The sequence below is a fragment of the bacterium genome, from assembly GCA_004322275.1.
Classification (GTDB): Bacteria; Desulfobacterota; Deferrisomatia; order Deferrisomatales; family BM512; genus SCTA01.
The window spans coordinates 1-24134 of record SCTA01000028.1; the positions used below are offsets into that span (position 1 = coordinate 1).

The following is a 24134-nucleotide window of genomic DNA, read 5'->3' on the forward strand; positions in this document are numbered from 1 at the left end:
CCTTCGGGTCCGTCACCGCCTCAAGATTCCCCGAGGCGTCGTAGGTGTAATATTCAATTGTCAAAGAGCGTGTTGGATTTAAACAGCAAAATCAATTTGTCGCATTGTCGGATTTTCACGCTGTTCAATCCGACCTACACGGCTCGTTAATCGCGTATTTTACGAGGCCAACGCCGTAATTGAGATAAACCAACTATGATATACACTATTAAAAATATATACATTGTATATTTTATATACAAATTATTAACAAGTATTGCTATTAGCAAATAGTAAGAATCACTTACAACTATATACATTATATACGGCAACCTGCCCCGCTCCGATATTATAATATCGCTACCTGCAATCAATGCAGGGATTGAAAACAGCATAATAAGAATGGTCATCAAATCTACACAAGTAGAATTTAAATAATTTCTAAAAAAAGAAAAAATAAAAACAAGCAGCACCACAACAACGATACAATGTTTAAAATGCTTCCTAATACCAATCATGCAATGTTCCTTTGTAAATTACAAGTCATTACATTGTAGCTGAGAACTTACAAGCCCTATGCCACAGCTTGCGCCACCAATAACGGTGGCATACCCACACGCTTCAAGCCCATAATATACACAGGCATAATATCCTGCACCCGAACCAATACAGGCAATAGAAACAGTCGTTGCGCAAATTGAAGCTGCTTGTTCAATCAGTGTAATGCATTTATTAAAGTTTTCTCCCGCATCATCATTGCATTTCTTCTTATCGCACGCTCTGGATTCTGATATTAAACCATAAATATCAGTAAGATTTATTGGGTTTAAATTTGCATATAAGAAGTGATTTGAATTCATAAATATCGTAGAACTCCTTTTTTTGTTTGTAATAATAAAATTTCCCAAGGGGTCTTCCGTGGTGTACCTCCCCATCTCGGGGTCGTAATATCTGTGGTAGTTGTAGTGCAGGCCGGTTTCGGCGTCTTCGTACTGGCCGGGGAAGCGGAGGTTGTTGGTTACTATGCTGGCCGTGTCCACGGCGGTCTTGCCGAAGGCTTCGGCGCTTGCGCTCCAGACGATCTGCCCGTTTTCGTCGGTGAGGGCTTTGGGCGTGCCGAGGTTGTCGTTCTGGTACCAGTAGTAGCGCCAGATTCCGTCGGCGGTTTCATCCGTAGCCATGTAAAGCGGGTTTGTCGTCCAGAAACTACCCGGCAGGTAACCGTAGCTCTTCTGTATCGCCCCGCTCGCGTCGTATTCCAGCCACCAGTCCTTCGTCGGAGTAGGCGAAGTAGGTTACCGCGTTATTTACGCTCTTCCAGAGCCTTCTGCCGTAGGGGTCGTAGCCGTAAAGCGCTACCGTCACGCCGTCTTTCTTTACTTCAACCAGCAGGTTTTCCATGTCGTAGACGTAATCCCAGACTGCTGCCTGTGTGACTTTCTTGATCGTGTTGCCGTTTGCCCTAAACATATCTCTTTGTACCACAATAGAAATACAGCCGCCATAAACGATAAAACGAAATTGGGGACTTCTTTTGAGGTTGTAGATCGCTTTGAGCGTAGGTGACAAACAATTTGCGTATTGTCTACCAGGCTTATGTCTTGTCGGCTTCGTCCCCAAAGTCGACCTACCCGGCGCGATCCTTCCCCTCACCTCCTACACTCCCCATTTGACGTTTTTTGCCGCAGTTGGTAAATTGATAAGATTCGTTTTGATTCCGACGGAGGTTTCACAGATATGCCCAAGGTTACGATCCGCGAGGATCGCTGCAAGAGTTGCGGGCTCTGCATAGAGTTCTGCCCGAAGAACTGCCTCGCCTTCACCGACCGCTTCAACGCCCAGGGCTACAGGCCGGTTTCTTGGGTGAACGAGGAGGAGTGCACCGCCTGCGCCATCTGCGCGAGGATGTGCCCCGACGTCGTCATCGAAGTGAAGAAGTAAGGGGAGCGCGATGAAGAAGACCTTCGAGAAAGGCAATATTGCCATCGCCAAGGCGGCGGTGGCGGCGGGGTGCCATTATTACTTCGGCTACCCGATAACTCCCCAGAGCGACATCCCCGAGTACCTCTCCGGCGTCCTCCCGGGCCTCGGCGGGCAGTTCGTGCAGGCGGAGAGCGAGATAGCCTCGATAAACATGCTCCTCGGCGCGGGAGCGACGGGCAAGCGCGCCATGACGAGTTCGTCGAGCCCCGGCATAAGCCTGAAGCAGGAGGGAATAAGCTACATGGCGGGTAGCGAGATACCCGGCGTGATAGTGAACATCCAGCGCTCGGGGCCGGGACTCGGCGGAATCGCGCCGAGCCAGGGGGATTACTTTCAGGCGACGCGCGGCGGAGGCCACGGCGATTACCGGACGCTGGTTTTCGCCCCGGCGACTGTGCAGGAGATGTACGACCTTACTGTGCTGGCTTTCGACCTCTCCGACAAGTACCGCATTCCCGCGATGATCCTCGCCGATGCTATGCTGGGCATGATGAAGGAGCCGCTTGAGGAGTGGCGGCCGGAGATAAAAGATTACGGCAAGGAAGCGTGGGTACTCACCGGAGCGAAGGGGCGCGAGCGCAGAAAGATAAAGTCTCTCTACCTCGGCGACGGCGAGCTTGCGGAGCACAACTGGCGGCTGGCGGAAAAACACGCCGAAATCGAGAAGAACGAGACCCGCGTCCACCTCGAAATCCCCGAAGGGTGCGAGCTGTCCGTTGTCGCTTTCGGCAGCGCGGCGCGCATAGCCAAATCCGCCGTGGACCGCGCCAACGAGGAGGGCAGGAAGGTCGGTCTCATCCGCCCTATAACCGTCTGGCCCTTCCCGAAGCAGGCCATAAGAACCGTCGCCGAAAAGGGAATACCGCTTCTCACCGTCGAGTTGAACGTCGGGCAGATGGTGGAAGACGTGATGCTCGCTACGAACGGAAAGAGCGAGGTCTCCTTCTGCGGCTATCCGCCCGGCTTCCTCCCCTCGCCCGACGACATCTATGAAAAACTCATGGCCGAGCTAAGCGCGAAGGAGGCGGGCAAGTGAAAACCGTTTTTTCGAGGCCCAAATCCCTCGTTGACCGCCCCTTTCACTTCTGTCCCGGCTGCCACCACGGCCTCGTCCACCGCCTCGTGGCGGAGGCGATAGACAAGTACGAAGTGCGCGAGGACGCCATAGGCGCGGCCTCGGTGGGATGCTCGGTCTTCATGTACGATTACTTCGACATCGACGTGGTCGAATCACCCCACGGGCGCTCTCCGGCGGTGGCTACGGGTATCAAGCGGGCAAATCCGGACAAGTTCGTCATCCTCTATCAGGGCGACGGCGACCTTGCGGCCATAGGCACCGCCGAGATAATCCACGCCGCCAACCGGGGCGAACCCATCACCGTCATCTTCGTGAACAACACCGTCTACGGAATGACCGGCGGGCAGATGGCCCCCACGACGATGCTGGGCCAGCGCACGACGACGAGCCCCTACGGCAGGGAATTTTCGCAGGACGGCTACCCGATACGGATAACGGAGATGCTCTCGCAGCTCGAAGGCGTCGCCTTCGCCGCCCGCGTGGCGGTGAACAACCCGGCGAACCTCCAGAAGGCGCGCAAGGCTATCTTCGAGGCTTTCGAGGCGCAGATAGAGAAGCGCGGCTTCGCCATCGTAGAGGTCCTTTCCGCCTGCCCGATCAACTGGGGTCTTACGCCGCTGGACGCGAACAAGCGCATCGAAGCCGAGATGATCCCCTACTTCCCCCTCGGCGTCTTCAAGGAGCGCAAAGGGTCGGATTTCTTCTGAGCATGGCCTGACATAAGGGGTAAAGATGAATTATTCCACGATAATGGCGGGGTTCGGGGGTCAGGGAATCCTGATGATTGGAAATCTCCTCGCCTTCGCGGCGATAAAGCAGGGCCTGAACGTCACCTTCTTCCCCTCCTACGGCGTCGAGATGCGCGGCGGGACGGCGAACTGCACCGTGACGATCTCCAACCGCGAGGTTGGAAGCCCGGTGACATCGAGCCCCAACGGGGTAATCGCGATGAACGAGCCCTCGGTGTTGAAATTCGGTCCGATGATACCGAACGGCGGCTTTCTGCTGATAAATTCCTCGGTCTGCCCCGACGAAAACTTCTCGAAGGAGGGCGTCGCCGTAGCGAGGATCCCCTGCAACGAGATAGCGGCGTCCCTCGGCAACGAGAAGCTCGCCAGCATGGTCGCCCTCGGCGGCTTCGCTGGGCATACCGGCCTCGTTACCATAGAGTCGCTTGCCGAGTCTCTGGAGGAAGTCCTTCCCTCCAAGGTCCACAAACTCATCCCCCTGAATGAAAAAGCCCTGCGCGAGGGTGCTGCCCTTGTCGAAAAATTAAAGTAAAGGATGAAACAGATGGGCGAACCGAACGTGGTGACGGTGGGCGAGCGGATCAAGAAGCTCCGCGAGGGAAAGGGTGTTTCCCTTCAGGAGCTGGCGGGAAAGACGGGCTACACCTCCGCTCTCATAAACCAGATTGAAAACCATATGGTGAGCCCGCCCCTCGGGGCCATGGGCAAAATAGCCTCGGCGCTCGAAGTGAACATCGGCGAGCTTTGGGGAGAGCACGGCGGCGAGCCCTACACGATAGTCAGGAAGGATGACCGAAGGCCAGTGAGCAGGTTCGCCTCGAAAGAGGGTGTTTCCTACGGCTACAGCTACGAGTCGCTCGGCTCGGGGATGAAGGACCGCCACATAGAGCCCTACCTCGTCACCCTCGAAGAGCCTACGGTCAAATCCGCCAAACTCTCCTCCCACGAGGGCGAGGAGTTTCTCTTCGTCCTCTCCGGGCAGGTCGAAGTCTGCCTCGACGCGAACACCGACGTTCTCACCCCCGGCGATTCGATACAGTTCTCCGCGAAAGTCCCTCACCGCGTCTCAAGTTACGGCGGCGAGAAAGCGCAGATTGTCGCCGTAATCTGGTCACCGGGAAAATGACGATGAAAAAGGTGGGCCTGACCGCGAAAATAGGTGCGTTGACGCTCAAAAACCCTCTCATCGCAGCCTCGGGCACCTTCGGCTACGGCTCCGAGTTCGAGAATTTTGCCGACCCTTCGGCCTTCGGCGCGATCTCGGTGAAGGGACTCTCCCTCCAGCCGAAAACAGGCAACCCGATGCCGCGCATCGTCGAGACCCCGGCGGGGATGCTCAACGCCATCGGCCTGGAGAATGTCGGCATCGACCGTTTCGAGGCGGAGAAGATGCCTTACCTTCGCAAGCTGGACAACACGAAGGTCATAGCCAACTTCTTCGGGAACACCGTGGAGGAGTACGTCCTCTGCGCCCAAAAACTCTCTGCGATCGAAGGCGTGCACGCCTTGGAGATGAACATCTCCTGCCCCAACGTCAAGGCCGGGGGCATCGCCTTCGGCACCTCCCCGGCCCTCGCCTCCGAGGTAGTTTGCGGTGTGCGCAAGGTGACCTGCCTCCCCCTCATCGTAAAGCTCTCTCCCAACGTCACCGACATAAAGGTGATGGCCAGGGCAGTGGAGGAAGCGGGAGCTGACGCGGTTTCGCTGATAAACACCCTGACCGGCATGGCGGTGGACCTGGAAAGGCGTCGCCCGGCCCTCGCCAACGTTACCGGCGGGCTCTCGGGCCCGGCGATAAAGCCCGTCGCCCTCCGCATGGTGTGGGAAACCCTGTGCGCAGTTAAGATTCCCGTCATAGGCCTCGGCGGGATAATCAGCGGCAGGGACGCCCTCGAATTCCTCTGTCTCGGAGCCTCCGCGGTGCAGATAGGCACCGCCAACTTCGTAAATCCCTCTTCCGCCTCGACCATCCTCTCCGAAATAGAAGAGCACCTCGCCGGAATCGGCGCGGAGACTCTCGAAGATTTCAAAGGCACTTTCAGAGTCTAGCGCCGCCCAATCTTGTTCTGAAAACCCACAAGAGTCTTGTCCCGTCAATCTAAAAGTAGTAAAAAGAGGGATACTCTGTGAATATTTTCTTTGCCGGCATGGGTGGGAGACTTGAAATGAAGCGCGCTTTCAGATTCCTCGCAATCCTGATTGCTCTTATTTGCCTTGTCTCCTGCGGAAAAGGAGTCAGCGGAGGAGAGCCCACCGCCCACGCGGAAGCGCCTCTCTTCAGTCCTCTCGAAGGGACTTACGAGAACGCTCAGAGCGTTTCTCTTCTGTGCGGGACCGAAGGCGCCTCCATCCATTACACGACGGACGGCACAACGCCGACAACCGCTTCTCCGGTCTACAGCGCCGCGATAACCGTAAATTCCTCCCGGACGCTGAAGGCCATCTCGGCCAAGAGCGGAATGGCGGATTCAGCAGTCGCAAGCGCGACCTACACCATAACCTCCGCAACCTCCTACAAAGCCGAAACTCCCGTCTTCTCACCCGGGGGTGGAACCTACAACAGCTACCAGGAAGTGACGATCACCACGGCGACGCCGGACGCCGCGATCTACTACACCACGAACGGCTACACACCGACGACTTCCGCCATGCAGTACATAGGTCCGATATCAGTCACCGAAGACGTCACCATAAGGGCCATCGCGGTAAAAAGCGGGATGACCGACTCGGACGCCGCAAGCGCGGCTTACAACATCGACATCACTCTGCCGAAGATTGAAACCCCAGCTTTCTCACCTCCGCCGGGGCTCTACGACGATACCCAGTTTGTAACGATAGAGACCGCTACCCCGGAGGCCCAAATCCACTATACGACAAACGGCACAATCCCCACCTCCTCAAGCACGCTGTACAACGGCCCCGTGGAGGTCTTGTTCAATACGACAATCAAGGCCGTAGCCGTCAAAGACGGCTGGGCGGACTCCAGCGTGAAGAGCGCGACCTATACCATCGACAATCCCCCGCCAGTGGTCGAAAACCCCGTCTTCACCCCCGACGGAGGCGTCTATGCCGACGATCAACTCGTGACAATAACGACCGCGACACCCGGCGCGACAATCCATTTCACGATGGACGGTACGACGCCTACTGAAGACAGCGCGGTGTTCAGCTTTCCGATAACCGTCAATACCGACACCACCATCAAAGCCGTGGCAACAAAGTTCGGGTGGACTGACTCCGAACTTCAGGAAATGGTGTACGATCTCGAAAACGAACCCAACCCCGGGGAAACATGGACTGAACCGGTTACAGGGATCGACTTTGTGTGGGTGCCGGCAGGGACCTTCATCATGGGTGATGAATTCGGCGGTGGCTACAGCGACGAGAAACCCACCCGCCTGGTTACCTTGTCCAAAGGTTTCTGGATCGGGAAATACGAGGTGACTCAGGAACAATGGGAGATAGTCAACAGCCAAAATCCGAGCCATCACGCTTTCCTCCCCGACGCCCCTATCCATCCCATGGAAAATATCAACTGGAACAAGGCAAGGGAATATATAACCGCTTTAAAAACCATGACCGGGCGGAACTTCCGTTTTCCCACCGAGGCGGAATGGGAGTACGCTGCAAAAGGCGGCAACATGCCCGGAACAAAGTATTCGGGGACCTCCGATGCGTTGTTGCTTGATAACTACTCCTGGGGCACATATAACAGCGAAGGCGTCACTCATATAGTCGGAGAAAAACTCCCGAACGATTTCGGAATCTACGATATGAGCGGCAACGTCTGGGAGTGGGTTAACGACTGGTACCAGAGTGATTTCTACAGCGTCGGGCCATCCGTAGACCCCAAGGGTCCGGTGTCGGGTATCTACAAGATTTACAGGGGCGGGGGCTGTTTAGATGGGAATTTCGATCAACGCATTTCGCTGCGCTGGGGGAACGTCCCGACAAAAGCGTTTTTGGATTTGGGTATCAGGCTGGTTATCGGCCAGTAAACCGCTCCGGGGGCGATAAAAAACCGCTTTGTTTCGTGGTTTAATTTCTCGTCTCATCCGCGATAAAGCGGCAGGTTTATGCGGAAGGTGGTGGTTTTCTCGCCCACTTCGACGGCGAGATTGCCGCCCATGTTGGACACCAGTCTGTTGACGATGCCGAGCCCCCTGCCCCTCGTCTCGTCGAAGATAATCTGCTTTAACGCCTTGTCGGAGATCCTGCCGGTGTTGGTTATCTCGGCCACCGCCGACACGTTGTCCGGGTAGACGTTTACCGAGAGGTCTCCGCCCTCCTGCGGTATCGCCTTCGTGGCGTTGTTGAAGAGATTGTCAAGAACCCTTTGCAGCGCCATCCTTGAGGTGCGCACCTTTATGTCCGTCCTGTCGAGGCCGCTTTCGGTCAGGGTGACGCCGTTGGAGCGGCTCTCGCTTATCGCTTCGCGGTTTATGACGAACCTCTCCTTCACGACCTCCGCGAAATCGAGAATCTCCGGGCGGGACACGGGGAAGAGGCTCATCGCCATCTCCTGAAGCCGCGTCCCCTCGTTGATGACGATGTCTATGTAGCCCAGCATCGTTTTTTTGTCGGTCGCATCTGACTCGACCATCTTTTTAACCCGTCTCGCGAACCCCGCGATAGCTATGGCGGGGTTTTTGAAATCGTGGAGGATGTCGTCGAGCCTCTCGATTTCAAGCGCCTGCGTCAGTTCCTTGCCGAAGAAGGTGAGTATCTCGATGTCTTCGTCCGAAAAGGCCTTTTTCTTCTCCAGCGCGTCGAAGACGAGGAGGTAGCGGACGTTGTCCCCTATCCGCAGGGGGACGTAAAGTATCGAATATATTCCGTGTTCGACGGCGAAGCGTTTCAGGTCGGGTGAGGTCAGCCTGCTCTCGTAGGGATTTTTCACCAGAATGTAGCTGTTGTAGATTCTCTCGTGGGTGAAATCTCCCATCGGCTGGTCCAGCCTGACCGCTGCGGCAAGGTGCGGGTGCTCGTCGAGCCGAAAGACGCCGCCCACCGAGTGGTAGCTCCCCACCTCGGGCCATCCGGTTTCCAGCACCGCTTCGGCGCCGTCGTCGGAGATGGCGAAGAGGGTGCAGCTCTGAATTTTAATTATGTCGTACAGTTCGTCGACCATCATCCTGAAGAGGTCCTTCATTTTCAGGCCCTTCTCCAGGGAGAGCTTCGCGAAAACCTTCTCTACAATCCACTCTTTTTTCTGGGCCATCCGCTTCATCTCGATAATGCGCCTTCTGGCGAGCACGTAGCCCACCTTCAGCGCCATCATCTCGGCGACGTGAATTTCCAGGGGCGAGAGAGCGACCGGCTGGGGGTAGTAAATCACCAGCACGCCGCGCACCTCCTCCTCTTTGTCGACCATCGAACGGACGTTGACGGGCAAAAAGAGGATGGAGCTGAAACTGTTGCACGGCTGGCCGGTGACATAGCGGGATTGATTCGTTGAGACGACCTCGGCTACGATGTCATCCTCGAAGGAGCATTCATCCTCGCCAAGGTCTTCCGGCATTCTGTAGGAAGCGAGAACGGCCATTCGGCCGGTGGAGCGCTCGCGGATGCGGAAAACGGCCGCCTGACCGCCGAGGAAATCGACGATGACCTGCGAAGCGTCGCGGACTATCTGCCTCCAAGGCTGGTCGGCGTCGATCTCCACGATATCGCTGATCGCGGACAAAATACCCTCAAGGGCAGGCTGAACGTCGCCACCGCAATTTTGCGATAGAAGTTCGCAAAGGGTCTCTCTGACCGGGCCCATGAGGTCGCTCCTTTTATTATACGTAAAGTGTATGGCACAAAACCCTAATCGTCAACGTAACCCTGTAAAATAGGGAGATTTAAACTTGAACAGGATAGCCGATTTTCTCTTCGAGGCCGGGATGTTGAAGCGCACCCCCCGCACCGGATGGCAGTTTCTGGGCTCCGGCTCGGAATCGGTCGCGGAACATATCTTCAGGACCGCTCTTATAGCTTACGCCCTCGCCGGCCGGATTCCCGGAATCGACAGGGACAAGACACTGAAACTGGCGCTCTTCCACGACCTCCCCGAAGCGCGCACCGGCGACCTCAACTACATGAACCAGAAATACGTAAAGGCAGACGAGGAGAGCGCGGCCAGGGACATGACACGGGGGCTCCCATTCGGAGGGGAGATGGAAGGGCTGCTTGCGGAATTCCGCGAGCAAAAGACCGCCGAGGCGAGGATCGCCCGCGACGCGGACAACCTTGAAATGCTCCTTCAGCTCAAGGAGCATCACGACATCGGCAACCGGAACGCCGCCGAGTGGATTCCCTTCACCGTCGAGAGGCTCAAATCCGAAGAGGCGAAGAGCCTTGCAAAGGCGATTCTGGACGGCGATTCCTCGGCGTGGTGGTTTGATAAAAAATCGGACTGGTGGACGAAGGGCGGAAAAGTCTAACCGGCTTCCTCTTTCGGCGAATGGCTGCGTCGGTTCTCGGCCGCGCTCCTCGCCGTATTGCACGATACTGTCTCGTCGCGCGGCCTGCGGACTCCTTGCCCTTCGCCGAAATAGTTTGCCGGATTTGCACGCTTGATTCAGAAAAAGAATGCGACTTGTTATGAAATTTCTTCTCGTCAACCCCTGGATAGCCGACACCTCGGCTTATAACTTCTGGCTCCGTCCGCTGGGTCTCTACCGGCTTGCCGAGTGGCTCCACGAGCGGGGCGCGGAAGTATCGCTCCTCGACTGCCTTTCCCCTTTCCCCGCGCCGGGCAAGTTCAAAAAGCAAAAACTCGCCCCTTCCGCCCTGCCGGAGGGGGTTCCCAAGGCCTTCGGCTTTTACGGCATCGGCGAGGGGGAGTTTCTGCGAAGGCTGGAGGGGGCGGGTAGAATCGACGCGGTGCTCGTCACCTCGGCGCTGTCTTACTGGTATCCGAGAGCGCTACGCGCTATAGAACTTGCGCGCTCGCGTCTTCCCGGCGTTCCGGTAGTCCTTGGCGGGGTCTATCCAACCCTCTGGCCCGCCCACGCCGAAGAAATGTCGGGAGCGGATTACGTCATTCGCGGGCCTCTGGCGAAAAACAGTCCGAAGCTCGCGGAAATTCTCGGACTTCCCGAAGAGCCGGTGCGCGAAGCGAAAAAGTGGTACGAGCTTTCCCTCCACGACGGCGCGGCCTACGGCGCAATCCGCACCGCCGAGGGCTGCCCCTTTTCCTGCACCTACTGCGCCTCGAATCTGCTTTCGGAAAAGTACAAACCGAGAAAAGTTTCAGACTGCGTTGAAGAACTGAGCGCCCTCGCCGGGTTCGGCGTCAGGGAGATAGCCTTTTATGACGACGCGCTGCTGGTAGACGCAAAAAACCGCTTTCTGCCGCTGATGAGGGAGGTAAAGAAGAGAAAGCTCCCCCTCGCCTTCCACACCCCCAACGGCCTCCACGCCCGCTTTCTCGACTCCGAAGTGGCCGAGGCGATGGCCGAAAACAACTTCCTCACTATTCGCCTCAGCCTCGAAACCGTCAACGAAGAACGCCAGAGCCAGAGCGGGGGCAAAGTCACCGCGCCGATAACGAAAGCAGCGGTCGAAAACCTCCTGAAGGCCGGAATACCGCCCGAAAGAATCGGCGTCTACCTCCTCATGGGCCTCCCAGGCCAGACAAGCGAAGAGGTGGAGGAATCGATACGCTTCGTCAAAGGACTCGGCGTCCGCCCCTGGCTCGCCGAATACTCCCCCATCCCCGGAACCCCCGACTTTGACAAAGTCCTCGCCTCCGGCCTCCTCCCGCCCGATATAGACCCCCTCTGGACAAACAACTCCCTCTACTTCTGGAAATACAGCGGCCTGCCGGTCGAAGAAGCCCAGCGGCTGAAGAGGCTGTCTAGAATGTAGGGGGATGCGCAAAACGACTTGAGATAAGTGCAAAAATTTTACCTTCGAGTCCAAAAACATTCCGTTTATTTCGTTTTTGAACGAGCCTTCTTTTCGTCACCCCTCCCGGGGACTCATATCACTAAAATGTTAAATATAAGTCTTGGCCCCAAAACGTCCTCCTTTAACTCGACGCTCTCTTATACCTTTTATAACTTCCTCAAACGGGCGAACCCTGCCCTCTTCAATCTGCCGGTTACCGAGGGCAAGAATCCTTAAGAGCGCGTGCGTTTCTTGAGTCTCCTCATGCGGCCTTGTCATGTTTTGGAATCTCATTAAACACCTATGATGTATTTCAAGTCACTCCCGCGAAGGCGGGAGTCAGAAATAGTTGTAAAAAACCGTGGATTCCCGCCTACGCGGGAAAGACGACAATCCAGTAAGATTGTAAAGGATTCCGGCAATCAGTAAAAATAACGCGACTGCAATGTTGTGTGTCGTTTGCTCCACCCAACCTAAGGGCTAGATTGTTCCTTTTCATTCAGTTGGGATAAGTGCCGCGAACCATCGCTATGATTGTCAAACGACTTCACTATCGCTTCTTCTGGTATTCCCATTAAGTTCAGATATAGCATCCTAATAAAATGCCGAATACGGACATTGGCTTCATATATTCCTTGGAAGTCAAGTACGTTCTCACGGCTTTCTTCATTCCAATGGGTGTAGTAGTTTCGCGTATCAATCCACGTTCTCGGTACTTGTCCATCATGCCCAAGAACTATTTTCCTTATTTGTTCTGGCAGCGAGGCCGCCAGATGGTCAAGCCGCTTGCGTAAAGAGATTTCATTCCCATATTGTATTCGTGATTTCAGTGATTCTTTGTGATCTGGGGAGACAGCTTTAGGTATAGCATCTGAAAGTATTTGTTTAATAGGTGAATAGCTGCTCTCATCCATGTATAGACCTTCATACAATCCTCGATGAAAGCCCTCTAGTGCTTGCATCAAAGATAAAAATTCAACATGTAGCCAAAGTTTTTCGGATGACAATACACCTAAAGCGAGTTCGCTTGGCTTCTGGACCCTTGGATAGACTTCAAACCAACGTGCAACAACATCAGATAGCCCAACCCCCATTGAGTCGCGCAACATAAAGAAATTTAGATCGCTATTATAAGTGCAGCTTTTACGGTTTGCCAAGGAAACAAGTGCATAAATTGCCTGATGATGCTCCTCAATTAAGCCCTTGATACAGTCAGGAGACATCGAAGACCCAGAAATAAATGCAAGCATTGTGGTTATTTTCGATAACTCTTCAAGATACCAAGTTAATTTTTGAGGCGAATTTGGGCATATTTTTATCCATCCGGATATAGTTACTTCTACTGATGTAAACAGGTCCGTATTGGATCTACGCTGGTAAAACCATTCAATGTCTAGTTGTTCTGGAATACTAGTTTTGTAAACTGCACCTCCACCGACCTTATAGGTCAAAACTATTGGGCCATTAGCACCTTCACGATCATGAGATTCTTGGACAAGTTTTTCGGATAGCCAAATATGGAGTCCGGGAATCCTAAAACTCAGTTCATGGTATAGAAAATCTGCTGTTAAAAAACCGCCTACTAACAACCAATGAGAAACTATTCGCTCTGGCTGTCTAATTCCACCGGAATTCATGCGAAAAGCAGTTCCTGCACTGCGAGCTTTCAGGATTGTTATGGCTTCACTCTCAAGTGTAATCCCATAAATGACCGGATAGTTCTTTGAACCAGTATCAGCAACAATACCTTCATCCCTCACCGAAAGAGGTTCAAATAATTCTAATTCTGTTCTTTCGCCGACAAACTTCAAAGTACCAGGTATTTTGCGCTCTTCGGCTTCAGGCAAGAACCATTCGCCAGAAATCTCGAATGAATCACTCAATAACCGATCTGCCATATTGTCTATCTCCAACTGGAATCTGGACTCCCGTTCGCGGGAGTGACGGTGCTACCGGTAATCAGGTTTTAAATTACGGCTTTGGATTTTGGCGCGAGGCAAGGAGCCGCGCAGCGAGAGGGCGAGGCAGTAGCGGCGCTACGGCGAGCCCTTGAGCGAGCACGCGACGCCGCATCGCGCCAAAAGCCGAAGCCGTCCACAAGCGAGTGGCGACAAAGCCCGCCAAAATGCCGAAGCCGTCACAAGCCGCCTAACCGGCTTCCCTCTTCCGTTTAAGCCCATACCTCTTCATCTTGCGGTAGAAGGTGGCGAGGTTGACTCCGGCGCGCTCGGCGGCTTCTTCGACGTTGTCGCCGGATAACTTGAGCATCTCGGCGAAGTACTCTTTCTCGAAGCGCTCCAGCGCGCAAAGATAATCCGAACCGGTCTCGCAGGGGCGCTCGGGGACGGGGATGAACTGGGAAAGGGCCTCCGCTTCGAGGTAATCCCCGCTCTCCAGCGCCATCGCGCCCTCTATGACGTTCTTTAGCTGTCGCACGTTCCCCGGCCAGTCGAACTCCATCATCGCCTCTCTCGCCTCGGGGGAGAGCCCCTTCACCGAGGTCGAGAAGATGAGGTTCTGCTCCTTTATGAAGTGGGCGGCGAGCAGGGGGATGTCTTCTTTCCGGTCGCGCAGCGGCGGCATCTGTATCCTGACCACGGCGAGGCGGTAGTAGAGGTCTTCGCGGAAGCGCCCGGCCTTTACCTCCGCCGCGAGATCGGCGTTGGTGGCTGCGAGGAGGCGCACGTCCACCTTGGTGGGGACGCTGTCGCCCACCCGGTAGAACTCCTTTTCCTGCAGGAAGCGGAGGAGGACCTTCTGGACGTTCTCGGGGAGGTTTCCCGCCTCGTCCAGCAGGAGAGTGCCGCCGTCGGCGGACTGCACCAGCCCCACTCTTTCGCTCTCGGCCCCGGTGTAAGCCCCCTTCTTCGCGCCGAAAAGCTCGGCTTCCAGAAGGGAGGCGGGAAGGGCTCCGCAGTTTATGGCGACGAAAGGACCGTCCCTGCGCGGCGACCTTGCGTGAATAGCCCTCGCCACAAGTTCCTTTCCCGTTCCCGACTCGCCGGAGATGAGCACGGGAAGGTCCCTTTCGGCGATTTTGGCGGCGGTTTCGAGGACTCCGTGAAGGGCGCGCGACTCCCCTATTATCTCGCGCTGCCCCGCCAGCTCCTTTTTCAGCTCGCTGTTTTCAGCCAGAAGCTGCTTTTGCCGGAGGGCGTTTTTTATCCTGTGCAGAAGCTCTTCGGGCTCGAAGGGCTTGGTGAGCATGTCGTAGGCGCCCTTGCGGAGGGCGTGTATGGAGGTCTCAAGGGTGGCGTAGGCGGTGATGACGATGACCGGAGGGGCCGGTTCCTGGGCCTTTATGCGGGAAAGGACTTCGAGGCCGTCCATGACGGGCATCTTGACGTCGGTGACGACGAGGTCGTATTTGCCGGGCTTGTAGGCCCTTATCGCCTCCTCGGCTTTGGTGTAGGAGGTGACCTTGTAACCGGCGTCGGAGAGCACGGCCTCAACCATGCGGCACATGCCCTCTTCGTCGTCGATGAAGAGAATCCTTTTTTGCGGCATTATTCTTTCCTAGAAGTCCTCTTGCCTTACCGGCAGGGTGATTATCACTCTGGTCCCCCTTCCGGCCTCGCTCTCTACCTCTATGGCCCCGTGGTGGCGGTCGATTATCTGCTTTGTTATCGAAAGGCCAAGCCCCGTGCCGCTCTGCCTTGTGGTGAAGAAGGGCTCGAATATCTTCGGGAGGACTTCCGGGTCTATGCCGGGGCCGGTATCCTCGAAGATTATCCTGACCTTCCCCTCGTCGGCCATCTGGGCGGAGATAGTCATGGTGCCGTTGCCCTTCATCGCCGCCCCGGCGTTCAATATTACATTTATCGCCACCTGTTTCAAATGGTCGGCGTCGGCTGTTATCGCGGGCAGGCCGGAATCGAAGTGCCTCACGATCACCACTCCGGCCATGTCCGAGTGGTTCGAGGCGAAATCGGCTATCTGATTGAGAAGCTCGGGAATCTCGACCGTCTCGAAGGCCGGACGGGGGGCCCGTGCATAGCTGAGGAGATCCTGCACTATCTTTTTGGAGCGCTTGGCCTCCCTTTTTATCTCCTGCACGTATTTGAAATTGGGATCGCCGGGGTCGAGCTTGTTTTCGAGGTAGGCCGCGTAACCGAGTATGACCCCGAGAGGGTTGTTTATCTCGTGGGCGACGCCGGAGGAGAGCACGCCGAGAGAAGCCATCTTCCCTTGCTGGGCGAGGGTGGCCTCCATCTCCATATGCTTGCCGAGGGCGTCGGTCATGCGGTTGTACGCCCTGGCCAGCTCCGAGAGCTCGTCGCTTCCCGTCTCGTCCATTCTACCGCCGAACATGTTCCCGTGAACCCGCCTTATTATCTGGGTCATCTTCACTATCGGCATGGTGAAGGAGAGCGAGGCCATATAAACGAGAAGGACGCAGAGCAGCGCCGCCAGTCCCACCGCCACGAAGGTGATGAAGATCACCCTGCTGCTAATGACCTCGGCGTCGTGCAGAAACTCGTTCTCGTAGGAGCCGACGGCCACGACCCAGTCCCAGGGCTTGAAATACTCGTACCGGACTATCTTCATCCTCGGGGCCGGGTCTCCCTCGTTCTGCCAGGGGTACTCGATCCACCCGGATTTTTTCTCCAGCATCTCGCGTATGAAGTAGCCGCCGTGGTGGTCGGTCTGGTCGATGAGAGATTCCCCTTCGCGGAAGGGGTGGATAACCGCGATTCCCTTCTTGTCCACGGCGTAAATGTAGCCGGTCGTGCCCACGCCCTTCTTCTTGAGGGTATCCTTCAGTTCCTCGAAGGCGCGCTTTTCAAAAGCCGCGTCCTCGTAGGTCTCGTCAACGTAGGAGCCCGCCGCCACAATCCAGTCCCAGGGAGCGTAGTAGCGGTAGGCGACCAGCTTCTTTCTCGGCGCCTTGTCGCCGAGCACCGTGTTTTTCCAGGGGTACTCGATCGTAAGGACCTCCCCTTTGCCCGACGAAAGCGCCCTCTGGCACATCTCCCGGATGAAATACCTTCCGTTTTCATCCGTTGAATCGTAGATGTTCTGCCCCTCCTGGGCTATGTGGACCAGAAGGTCGCCTCTGGAGTTCATAACGTAGACGTAGCCGGACTGACCTACGCTTATCTCCTTGAGGGCCTTCGCGGCTTCCTTCCTGGCGGCTGCGAGGGAGACCCCCCCTTTTTTGCTCTCGCCGTTTTTACCCTCGACAATCGAGACGGCGACGTTGACGAGGGTTGAAAGATCCTTGCGGGCGGTGTTTTTCTTGTCCTCCTGATAGACCTCGAACTGGTTGTAGTGGGAATTGAGGAGGTCTACGGAGAACTGGGCCAGATGGCCGAGGTCGTCGCGGGAGGCCTTGGTTACTCCCTGATAGGCGAGCGAGGAGGATATCGCGCCCACCGCGAAGCCGACGAGTATGACCCCCCCGAGCACCAGAGGGAGAATCATCAGGAGGAGTTGTATTTTTAAAGTGAATTTTCTAAGCCGTTTCATCTCTTTGCCGCGTCTTAAGGGCTTGTCCGTAAATAAAACCTTCGTTCTCGCATCCGGCTTTTGGCCCGCTTTCGCCGCTCATCAATCGCAAAACCTCGCCGTAGAACAACTACGCCTGCGGTTTTGCTCAGTCTTCGCGACAAAACCGCTCTCAAAATCCGGCGCGATCTACGAAAGGCCTATTTACGGACAAGCCCTGACAAACAAAAAACGTTTCGCCGCGAAAGGCTACAGCCCTTGGCCCCCGGAGGTCAAGGAGCAGGGCAACTAATTTTTACATAATAAACAGCTTCAAAACGCCGGATATTTTGCTATCCTTTTAGAAGGGGAAAGAAAAAAACGGAGGTTACGCACCATGAGATACATAATTCTCGGACTCCTGACGCTTGTGCTTGCGCTCTCGGGCCCCGTCGCCGTATCGGCGGCGGAAAAAATAATCGGCGACCAGCTATCCGGAAAGGTAGTCCTTACGGAAACGGAAAAGGCGGCGCTGGAGGCCGAACTCGCTCGCTACTGCGCCCTCGGCGGCTCTTCCGACAGCCTCAGGTCGCTTATAGATTGCTATGCCGCCAACGACTGCCGGGGCGAGTGCATGGCCGACCTCCTCGGCCTGGTCAATTCCAGAATAAAGGATGGAATTTCCAGCGAAAAAGCCGCAGGCGAGGTAATGACGGCGCTGGTTTCGGTGAGAGATTACAGCCGTTCCAAAAACCTCAAGCCCTCCCCGCAGGAGATAGCGAGGACGGTCCGGGCCAACATCGAAAAGTCCTCCGCCTCCGCGAGCGCCCCGAAGGAGCCGGCTTCTTCGTCGAGCCCGATGGTGCGCTAAAAGGCTTTAAAAAACCGGGGGCCTCTCCAGCGTTTTTCAATAGTTGTGTAGGTTGTGGTTGAGCGGCCCAAACGAAGAAGCAAGCCCGGCTATAAAACCGAATCGTCCGAGAAACACTCTTGCCGAAACCGCCAAGCGAAACCCAACAAATCCAACACCACATGCTTGCAACCGTCGGGTATCGTTACGCTCCACCCGACCGGTTTCCCGACAGCCTCTTAGCTAACGCCAGCGCCTCTTCGTTTGAGTATCCTTCCTACTTTCGGCCATCCATTGCGGCAAAAACTGAGAGGCTAAAATGGACTTTACAACCAGAATATCAAAACGCATAATGGATTCGGAATAATTTTATGGATATTCATACGTACACATTTTTCGTACTACGCTGTCGCTCAAGAAACCCACGCATTAATGAAGCGGAGGAATCTGATGGCCTCTCTCATCTACCATGACGTTTTGGATACAGTGCGCACACCCCCCCTCACTGACGGCAACAATGATTGGGAACCTTGGCATGTGGCAAATGCCAACTTAATGCTTTCGGTAATTTTGAGAGAAACGCCCGTACTCTCTCAGACACACGCTTTTGATTCCGGCGTGGTGCTGGGGATTTTAATGGACAGTACAGCCGAGGAAGACAATTTTTTAGAATTGATCAAAAGTGGCCGAGTGCGTGTTAAACTCCAAGATAAACACGACTCAAACTTGGTGTCGGCCTTTTGCTCCAAATTGTTACACGACCCAAATTTCATATTTTCCGCTTGGCCTGAGATTCACAATGATCCCAAGAATGAACCAGACTATCGCAAGGACATCGTAGATTACGTTAAAACTGGAACAAAACAAGGTTTACCTGAGGAGACAGCAGAAAAAATTGACAAACTCATACGCTTTAGCGCTCGTTTGACTGAATCACCAATCCCTATTGAATATGCAGAATACGATCCTAATTTATTACCTAGTATTATAAAGAAGAAAGCCAAAATTGCCTGCGAACAAGAGGACGAATTAAGTAAATATTACACTCAATTAGATGAAGCAAACGCTAGGGGCAGAAGCGTACTCTATAAAATAATTAATACAATGGACGAGCTGGGAGAGATTCGAAAAAAAGCCTTGCGTGAATTTGTTGATAATGCATATAATACAGTAGTAGCCTTTTCACTAAAGGCCGCAGATACTACTCTTACGTGGACGGCCGATGAAAAATCAACCTCCGTAAAGGATTGTATTCCCGCCAAAACGCATTTAAGAAAACCATTCTCTGCGAATGATGTGGCGGATTTAACGGTTTTGAGCTGGAAAGATGTAACTGGTTTCATTCGCAGTAGCAATAGTAGTTCACCTGATTACTTCACCAAAGAACTCGCAGCCGCTAAGTTTTTGGCAAAAGTCAGCGAACATGATGGGATGGGCCTAATTTTTAGGCCAAAAATCTTTAGTAAACTAAAAGATATCGTACGCGACATAAGTCCAATAGCAGGAATTTTTATTAATAAAAATCTAACAAGCGCCATTAGTAATTATGCGGAATTGGCTTCTTATAACATGGAAAATAAATATATTAGCCGCTATCTCGGCATGATTATAAGCAAGACTGACGGGTAATCCATGAGCAACAAATTTGAATTGATTCAGAAGCGGCTTGTATATGAGAACAAATGGATAGAAGTATACGATGACATTGTTTCATGCCCTAACGGATGCAATGGAACATACATACGTATAAAATACCACGATAACCCCGTGGGAGTGGTTGTCCTGCCACGGCTACCAGACGGGCGTATGCTACTTATCAGGGTTAATAGGTATGCCACTGGTGGTTCCTTTTGGGAATTCCCTCGTGGCGGGGGTCGTAAGGATGAATTACCTGAGGTATCTGCCAATAGAGAATTAACCGAAGAAACTACACTTGTGGCGGAAAAATTTGAACATTTAGGATTCCAGTACCCCGACAATGCCATAGTGATGACAATGGTAGCTGTCTTTATAGCGCATCTTCCTACTGATGCAGAGAAACTATTATACGTCAAGTCTGACGAAGCCATCATAGAGGGAAAGTTTCTAAATTTTAATGAAATTATTTCAATGGTTCGGCAGGGAACAATCACTGATGGTTTTACATTAAGTGCGTTGGCACTCTATCAGGCTCTGATGCCAAATTCGAGTAATGCATACTGACCAAAACTCCATTCATTCATTTGCATTTTCGATACTCAATTCTCATGAATGTTTCGGACAAGTGAAAGCGCCTCCTCCCTAGTAGATATTTCCCCTTCGGCTTCCGCTTCTCCCACTGCTCTAAGTATCCTTCCTACCTCCGGTCCTGCAGCGATTCCCAGCTCAAGAAGGTCCCTGCCCAGGAGAAGCGGTCCGCTCTTTTGCGGCGCTTTTTTCTCTATAAGCCATAACTCCAGAATTTCTTCTCCCGTCCGCCCGAGAGCGGTGTAAGCCGAGTCCTCACCGCCTGTGGCGAGTTCGTCGCAAAGGGAGAGGATTATCGCCTCGGGGGTCTCGTCGCCCAGGTCCCGGAGGAATTTCATGCGCGAGCGCAGGGTCGGCTTTTCCTGATGGGCGAGGCTAAAGAGCCTCATGTGCCCGGCCACGAGCCGCTCCGCAGCCCGCGCCGTCTTTTTTCCCGCGCGGAGGTTCGAGAGGGTTTTTTGGACAAGTCTGGCGCCCTGGGTGTCGTGGGTCAGGAATCTCACCCTGCCGGAGTGCTCGACGGTGCGGGTCGAGGGCTTTCCGATGTCGTGGAAGAGGCAGGCGAAGACGAGGAGGGAAAAGCGGGTTATAGACTGCTCGTGAAGTTCTTCGAGATGCGAGGCCAGCCACTCCCTGCCCTCGCCGAGACTCTCCGCCGTTTCGCGGGCGAAACCGGCGGCGCGAAGGGAGTGTTCGAGGAGGTCGAACCGGTGGTAGTCGCCCTGATCGAGTCCTTTCCATTTTTCGGTGAAGGGGAAAAGCGCGAAAAGGGCTCCCTGCTCCTCCATCATTTTGAGCGCCGTCTTAAGGTAGGAGCCCGTGAAGGTCTTGAAAAGCTCGTCCCGTATCCTCTCGGGTGAAACCGCGCCCGACCCCGGTTTTAGCAGGGGCAAAACATTCTTTATCTGCCTTGCCGTCCCTTCGGAGAAGGTGAAATTTCCGGCGGCGGCGAAGCGGTAGGCACGAAGAGCCCGTAGGGGGTCGTCCTTCATGGACTCGGGGGAGCAGGGAATCAGAATACTTTTTTCAAGCGCCGCCAGCCCCCCCAGCGGATCGAGCAGTTCTCCGGTCCTGAGATTCAGCGCAAGGGCGTTGAGGGTAAAATCCCTCTTGCGGAGGTCTTCCTCTATGGTAGGGGCGCGAAGGGCTACGAGGTCGGCGAAACCTCCCTCCCAGGCCACGCGGTAGGCCCCCTCCCCCTCGTCGAGCACGAAAGCGCTGCCCCCCAGCGCTTTCGCCACTCGTGAGGCAAGAGTTAAATCGGGGCGCTCAAGGGCGAAGTCGAGGTCGGGACGGCTTGAAAGGCTCCCCAGCGCCAGGTCGCGCAGAGCGCCGCCAACGAGGTAAACCTCGCCCGCGCCAAGGAGTTCGAGAGCCGCTTTTACCTCTGCGACACCCCTCAGGCCGGGTCCTTCCAGTCGAAGACGGGCGGCGTCGAACTTCAAACCTTTATCCCGACCTCCCCTCAATAAAGTGACAAAACGCTCCTTCTCTTCTACCACAGTCCAGCCTGTGGTATAAATTGATTTGGAAAGTTCCGCCCCGGTCAGGGGCGGTCATGCAATTGAAGGAGCTTTGGTTTTAATGCCGAGTCAAATGTACATAAACGTAAGGAACGAAGAGGAAAGCAGAATAGCTATCCTTGAAAACGGCCTTCTGGAAGAGCTGTCGGTAGAAACCGCCAGCGACGACACTATAGAGGGAAATATCTACAAGGGGAAAATCGACCGCGTCGTTCCGGGGCTGGAGGCCGCCTTCGTCGATTACGGCCGCGAGAAAAACGGTTTCCTCGCCTTCAGCGAGATAAACTCCGAATACTTTCAGGGCGGAGACAGAAAGCCCGAGAATCTCCTGCGCGGCCAGGAGGTGATGGTTCAGGTCAAGAAGGGGGAGATAGGCGACAAGGGCGCGGCCCTTACCACCTACGTCTCGATACCGGGCCGCTATCTTGTCCTCATGCCGCAGATATCGAAACGGGGAGTGTCAAAGCAGATTCTGGACGCGAAGATCCGCGATTCCCTCAAAAAGACCATAGACGAAGCCGGAATGCCGGAGGATATGGGCTATATCGTAAGAACCGCCGCCGGGGATCAGAACAAGGAGGAGATTCAGCGCGACGTTAGCTTCATGCTCCGCGTCTGGAAGAAAATCTCCGAAATTTACGAGAGCACCAGGCCGCCCGCCATTCTCTACCGCGAAAGCGACCTCGTCATACGCACCATCCGCGACTACTTCACTCCCGAAATCTCCGAGATACTGATCGACCACCCGAAAGTCTACGAGAAGGTCAGCGCTTTCTTCAAGACCGTCATGCCCTGGAACGCCGGGCGGGTCCGCCTTTACGAGGGCAAGGCCCCCCTCTTTTCAAAGCACAACCTCGAACTCCAGATAGCCTCGATCTACGAGGACAAAGTAAAGCTGCCCTCCGGCGGCTCCATAGTCATACAGCGCACCGAGGCTCTGGTCTCGGTGGACGTCAACTCCGGAGGGGGCCCGGGCGTCAGCGACATCGAAAAGACCGCCTTCATAACGAACATGGAAGCGGCGGTAGAGACGGCGAGGCAGCTTCGGCTCAGAGACCTCGGCGGCCTGATCGTCATCGACTTCATAGACATGAGAAGCTCAGCCAACAGGACGAAGCTGAAAAAGGAGTTTCTCAAGGCGGTCAAGCGCGACAAGGCGAGAATAGACGTCGGGATGATCTCCAAATTCGGCATTCTGGAGCTCAGCCGCCAGAGGCTCAAATCCGTCACCGGCCTCAAGCTCGCGAACCCCTGCCCGCTCTGCGGCGGCTCCGGCAAGCTGCGCTCGACGGAGGCCTTCGCCCTCTCGGTCCTTCGCGTAATCCATCAGGTGCTGGCCAAGGCGAAGGACGCGCGCGCCGTTAGCATAGGCGTTCCCCTCGATACCGCAGCCTTTCTCGTCAACAGGAAGCGCAACGACATAATCGACCTGGAGATGCGCTTTTCCACTCCGATAAACGTCTTCGCCGAGCCCGACCTTCTTCCGAACCAGTATTACTGCGAATTCGCCCTCGAAGACCGCGTCCGCACCGAGTCCAACCTGCCTCAGGGCTACGACGCCAGAAGGCTCCACGCCGAAGGAACCTCCGGGAAGGCCGAATATCAGGCGAAAAGAACCATCGAGACGGTCTGCGACGAAGCCGCCTCCTACCTCGGGATTCAGGAAGAGATACCCCCGGCGAAGGCCGAGCAGCCCGCCGCCAAAAACGGAGGGCGCGGGAAAAGAGGCAGGGGCAGGCAGGGGAAACCCCAGGCGGAACCGGTCACTCTCGCGCCGCCCCAAAGCGAAGCGAATCAGCCCGAGGTTCAGCCTGCCGCCGTTTTGGCGGAGGAAGTTCCTGCAGCGGAACCGGAAAAAGCCGAGAACGGCGAGGGGCCGAGGAAGAGAAGGCGGCGCAGGCGGCGGTCGAGGAAGTCCGGCGCCGAGCGTCAGGCCGCTCTGGAAGGGCTGAACAATCTTCCCCAGGCCGAAGTTGCCCCGCCTCCGGCCCAGTCTCCGGCTGAATCCGCCCCGGCTGAATCCGCCCCGGCGGAAACGCCTTCGGGCGAGAAAAAATCCAGTTCGAGCAGAAGGCGTCGCAGGAGAGGCAGGAGAAGCGGCCAAGAGGCAAACGCCTCCCTCCAGCAGAATCAGTCCGCGCCTCCCGCCGCAGTGGAGCTGGCTCCCCCGCCGCCGCCTCCTCCCGTGGAAGCACCTCCCGCCGTAAGCGCGGAGGCCGCCCCCAAGGCCAAAAAGCCGCGCCCCGCGCGCAAGCCTAAAAAACCCGCCGCCGGGGAGGCCGCCGCCCAGGAACCCCCCACCCCCGCAAAGGCCGAGGCCGGAGGCGAAACTCCGAAAAAAACACCGTCTCCAAGGCGCAGGAGTCCGCGGAAAAAGCCGGAAAACACGCCGGAAAGCTAGGCCGGGGCAGTTTTGGGGTTACTGCCGCTTGACGAACATT

21 protein-coding genes are annotated in these 24134 nt (G+C 55.3%); 13 read left to right on the top strand and 8 right to left on the bottom strand.

What is annotated here, in order from left to right:
- Positions 1-515: 515 nt before the first annotated feature.
- Entirely contained in the window at positions 516-1160 is a 645-nt protein-coding gene (locus tag EPN96_08590; GenBank protein TAL16594.1) for a hypothetical protein, read from the bottom strand.
- A 25-nt stretch (positions 1161-1185) separates the two neighbouring features.
- The gene (locus EPN96_08595; protein ID TAL16595.1) at positions 1186-1449 is read right to left on the bottom strand and encodes a hypothetical protein; all 264 of its coding nucleotides are present in this window, start codon (positions 1447-1449) and stop codon (positions 1186-1188) included.
- A 267-nt stretch (positions 1450-1716) separates the two neighbouring features.
- On the opposite strand from EPN96_08595, the gene EPN96_08600 reads away from it, so the two are divergent.
- The 7 genes from EPN96_08600 to EPN96_08630 all read left to right on the top strand — a co-directional run bounded on the left by EPN96_08600 (position 1717) and on the right by EPN96_08630 (position 7787).
- On the top strand, positions 1717-1920 hold the full coding sequence (locus EPN96_08600; GenBank protein ID TAL16596.1) for a ferredoxin family protein: 204 nt from the start codon (positions 1717-1719) through the stop codon (positions 1918-1920).
- A 10-nt stretch (positions 1921-1930) separates the two neighbouring features.
- Positions 1931-2998 carry a 3-methyl-2-oxobutanoate dehydrogenase subunit VorB gene (gene vorB, locus EPN96_08605; protein TAL16597.1) on the top strand — a complete coding sequence of 356 codons (1068 nt, stop codon included), beginning with the start codon at positions 1931-1933 and terminating at the stop codon, positions 2996-2998.
- Entirely contained in the window at positions 2995-3747 is a 753-nt protein-coding gene (locus EPN96_08610; GenBank protein ID TAL16598.1) for a 2-oxoglutarate oxidoreductase, read from the top strand. Before vorB ends, EPN96_08610 begins: the two co-directional genes overlap by 4 nt.
- Before the next feature lie 25 nt (positions 3748-3772).
- The gene (locus EPN96_08615; protein TAL16599.1) at positions 3773-4321 is read left to right on the top strand and encodes a 2-oxoacid:ferredoxin oxidoreductase subunit gamma; all 549 of its coding nucleotides are present in this window, start codon (positions 3773-3775) and stop codon (positions 4319-4321) included.
- Positions 4322-4324: 3 nt separating this feature from the next.
- Entirely contained in the window at positions 4325-4915 is a 591-nt protein-coding gene (locus EPN96_08620; GenBank protein ID TAL16600.1) for a cupin domain-containing protein, read from the top strand.
- A 2-nt stretch (positions 4916-4917) separates the two neighbouring features.
- The gene (locus tag EPN96_08625; GenBank protein TAL16601.1) at positions 4918-5838 is read left to right on the top strand and encodes a dihydroorotate dehydrogenase; all 921 of its coding nucleotides are present in this window, start codon (positions 4918-4920) and stop codon (positions 5836-5838) included.
- A gap of 77 nt (positions 5839-5915) precedes the next feature.
- The gene (locus tag EPN96_08630; protein ID TAL16602.1) at positions 5916-7787 is read left to right on the top strand and encodes a hypothetical protein; all 1872 of its coding nucleotides are present in this window, start codon (positions 5916-5918) and stop codon (positions 7785-7787) included.
- A 53-nt stretch (positions 7788-7840) separates the two neighbouring features.
- Here EPN96_08630 and EPN96_08635 read toward each other — a convergent pair whose 3' ends face one another.
- Entirely contained in the window at positions 7841-9556 is a 1716-nt protein-coding gene (locus tag EPN96_08635; GenBank protein ID TAL16603.1) for a hypothetical protein, read from the bottom strand.
- Between the two features lie 85 nt (positions 9557-9641).
- On the opposite strand from EPN96_08635, the gene EPN96_08640 reads away from it, so the two are divergent.
- The gene (locus EPN96_08640; GenBank protein TAL16604.1) at positions 9642-10217 is read left to right on the top strand and encodes an HD domain-containing protein; all 576 of its coding nucleotides are present in this window, start codon (positions 9642-9644) and stop codon (positions 10215-10217) included.
- 148 nt (positions 10218-10365) lie between these two features.
- Positions 10366-11646 carry a radical SAM protein gene (locus EPN96_08645; protein TAL16605.1) on the top strand — a complete coding sequence of 427 codons (1281 nt, stop codon included), beginning with the start codon at positions 10366-10368 and terminating at the stop codon, positions 11644-11646.
- A gap of 129 nt (positions 11647-11775) precedes the next feature.
- On the opposite strand, the gene EPN96_08650 is transcribed toward EPN96_08645, so the two are convergent.
- The 4 genes from EPN96_08650 to EPN96_08665 all read right to left on the bottom strand — a co-directional run bounded on the left by EPN96_08650 (position 11776) and on the right by EPN96_08665 (position 17136).
- The gene (locus EPN96_08650) at positions 11776-11961 is read right to left on the bottom strand and encodes a hypothetical protein (protein ID TAL16606.1); all 186 of its coding nucleotides are present in this window, start codon (positions 11959-11961) and stop codon (positions 11776-11778) included.
- 179 nt (positions 11962-12140) lie between these two features.
- Positions 12141-13580, bottom strand: coding sequence for a hypothetical protein (locus tag EPN96_08655; protein TAL16607.1), 1440 nt, complete (start codon positions 13578-13580; stop codon positions 12141-12143).
- Positions 13581-13815: 235 nt separating this feature from the next.
- Positions 13816-15177 carry a sigma-54-dependent Fis family transcriptional regulator gene (locus EPN96_08660; GenBank protein TAL16608.1) on the bottom strand — a complete coding sequence of 454 codons (1362 nt, stop codon included), beginning with the start codon at positions 15175-15177 and terminating at the stop codon, positions 13816-13818.
- A 6-nt stretch (positions 15178-15183) separates the two neighbouring features.
- The gene (locus EPN96_08665; protein ID TAL16609.1) at positions 15184-17136 is read right to left on the bottom strand and encodes a HAMP domain-containing protein; all 1953 of its coding nucleotides are present in this window, start codon (positions 17134-17136) and stop codon (positions 15184-15186) included.
- A 355-nt stretch (positions 17137-17491) separates the two neighbouring features.
- Between EPN96_08665 and EPN96_08670 the strand changes: the two genes are divergently transcribed.
- From EPN96_08670 to EPN96_08680, 3 genes are all read left to right on the top strand, one after another.
- Complete coding sequence (locus EPN96_08670; GenBank protein TAL16610.1) at positions 17492-17965, top strand: hypothetical protein; 474 nt, start codon at positions 17492-17494, stop codon at positions 17963-17965.
- A gap of 429 nt (positions 17966-18394) precedes the next feature.
- Complete coding sequence (locus EPN96_08675; GenBank protein ID TAL16611.1) at positions 18395-19573, top strand: hypothetical protein; 1179 nt, start codon at positions 18395-18397, stop codon at positions 19571-19573.
- 3 nt (positions 19574-19576) lie between these two features.
- Complete coding sequence (locus tag EPN96_08680; protein ID TAL16612.1) at positions 19577-20146, top strand: NUDIX hydrolase; 570 nt, start codon at positions 19577-19579, stop codon at positions 20144-20146.
- Positions 20147-20181: 35 nt separating this feature from the next.
- On the opposite strand, the gene EPN96_08685 is transcribed toward EPN96_08680, so the two are convergent.
- Positions 20182-21615 carry an HD domain-containing protein gene (locus EPN96_08685; protein TAL16613.1) on the bottom strand — a complete coding sequence of 478 codons (1434 nt, stop codon included), beginning with the start codon at positions 21613-21615 and terminating at the stop codon, positions 20182-20184.
- A gap of 139 nt (positions 21616-21754) precedes the next feature.
- Here EPN96_08685 and EPN96_08690 point away from each other — a divergent pair, with 139 nt between their 5' ends.
- Positions 21755-24094, top strand: a complete 2340-nt coding sequence (locus tag EPN96_08690; protein TAL16614.1) for an Rne/Rng family ribonuclease — start codon at positions 21755-21757, stop codon at positions 24092-24094.
- The last annotated feature ends 40 nt before the right edge of the window (positions 24095-24134 follow it).

What these genes read in the sequence shown, in the direction of transcription:
- EPN96_08590 (TAL16594.1), bottom strand. Translation starts at nt 1,160, where the DNA reads ATGGCTACGGATGAAACCGCCGACGGAATCTGGCGCTACTACTGGTAC.
- EPN96_08595 (TAL16595.1), bottom strand. Translation starts at nt 1,449, where the DNA reads ATGTTTAGGGCAAACGGCAACACGATCAAGAAAGTCACACAGGCAGCA.
- EPN96_08600 (TAL16596.1), top strand. Translation starts at nt 1,717, where the DNA reads ATGCCCAAGGTTACGATCCGCGAGGATCGCTGCAAGAGTTGCGGGCTC.
- vorB (TAL16597.1), top strand. Translation starts at nt 1,931, where the DNA reads ATGAAGAAGACCTTCGAGAAAGGCAATATTGCCATCGCCAAGGCGGCG.
- EPN96_08615 (TAL16599.1), top strand. Translation starts at nt 3,773, where the DNA reads ATGAATTATTCCACGATAATGGCGGGGTTCGGGGGTCAGGGAATCCTG.
- EPN96_08620 (TAL16600.1), top strand. Translation starts at nt 4,325, where the DNA reads ATGAAACAGATGGGCGAACCGAACGTGGTGACGGTGGGCGAGCGGATC.
- EPN96_08625 (TAL16601.1), top strand. Translation starts at nt 4,918, where the DNA reads ATGAAAAAGGTGGGCCTGACCGCGAAAATAGGTGCGTTGACGCTCAAA.
- EPN96_08635 (TAL16603.1), bottom strand. Translation starts at nt 9,556, where the DNA reads ATGGGCCCGGTCAGAGAGACCCTTTGCGAACTTCTATCGCAAAATTGC.
- EPN96_08645 (TAL16605.1), top strand. Translation starts at nt 10,366, where the DNA reads ATGCGACTTGTTATGAAATTTCTTCTCGTCAACCCCTGGATAGCCGAC.
- EPN96_08650 (TAL16606.1), bottom strand. Translation starts at nt 11,961, where the DNA reads ATGAGATTCCAAAACATGACAAGGCCGCATGAGGAGACTCAAGAAACG.
- EPN96_08665 (TAL16609.1), bottom strand. Translation starts at nt 17,136, where the DNA reads ATGAAACGGCTTAGAAAATTCACTTTAAAAATACAACTCCTCCTGATG.
- EPN96_08670 (TAL16610.1), top strand. Translation starts at nt 17,492, where the DNA reads ATGAGATACATAATTCTCGGACTCCTGACGCTTGTGCTTGCGCTCTCG.
- EPN96_08675 (TAL16611.1), top strand. Translation starts at nt 18,395, where the DNA reads ATGGCCTCTCTCATCTACCATGACGTTTTGGATACAGTGCGCACACCC.
- EPN96_08680 (TAL16612.1), top strand. Translation starts at nt 19,577, where the DNA reads ATGAGCAACAAATTTGAATTGATTCAGAAGCGGCTTGTATATGAGAAC.
- EPN96_08690 (TAL16614.1), top strand. Translation starts at nt 21,755, where the DNA reads ATGCCGAGTCAAATGTACATAAACGTAAGGAACGAAGAGGAAAGCAGA.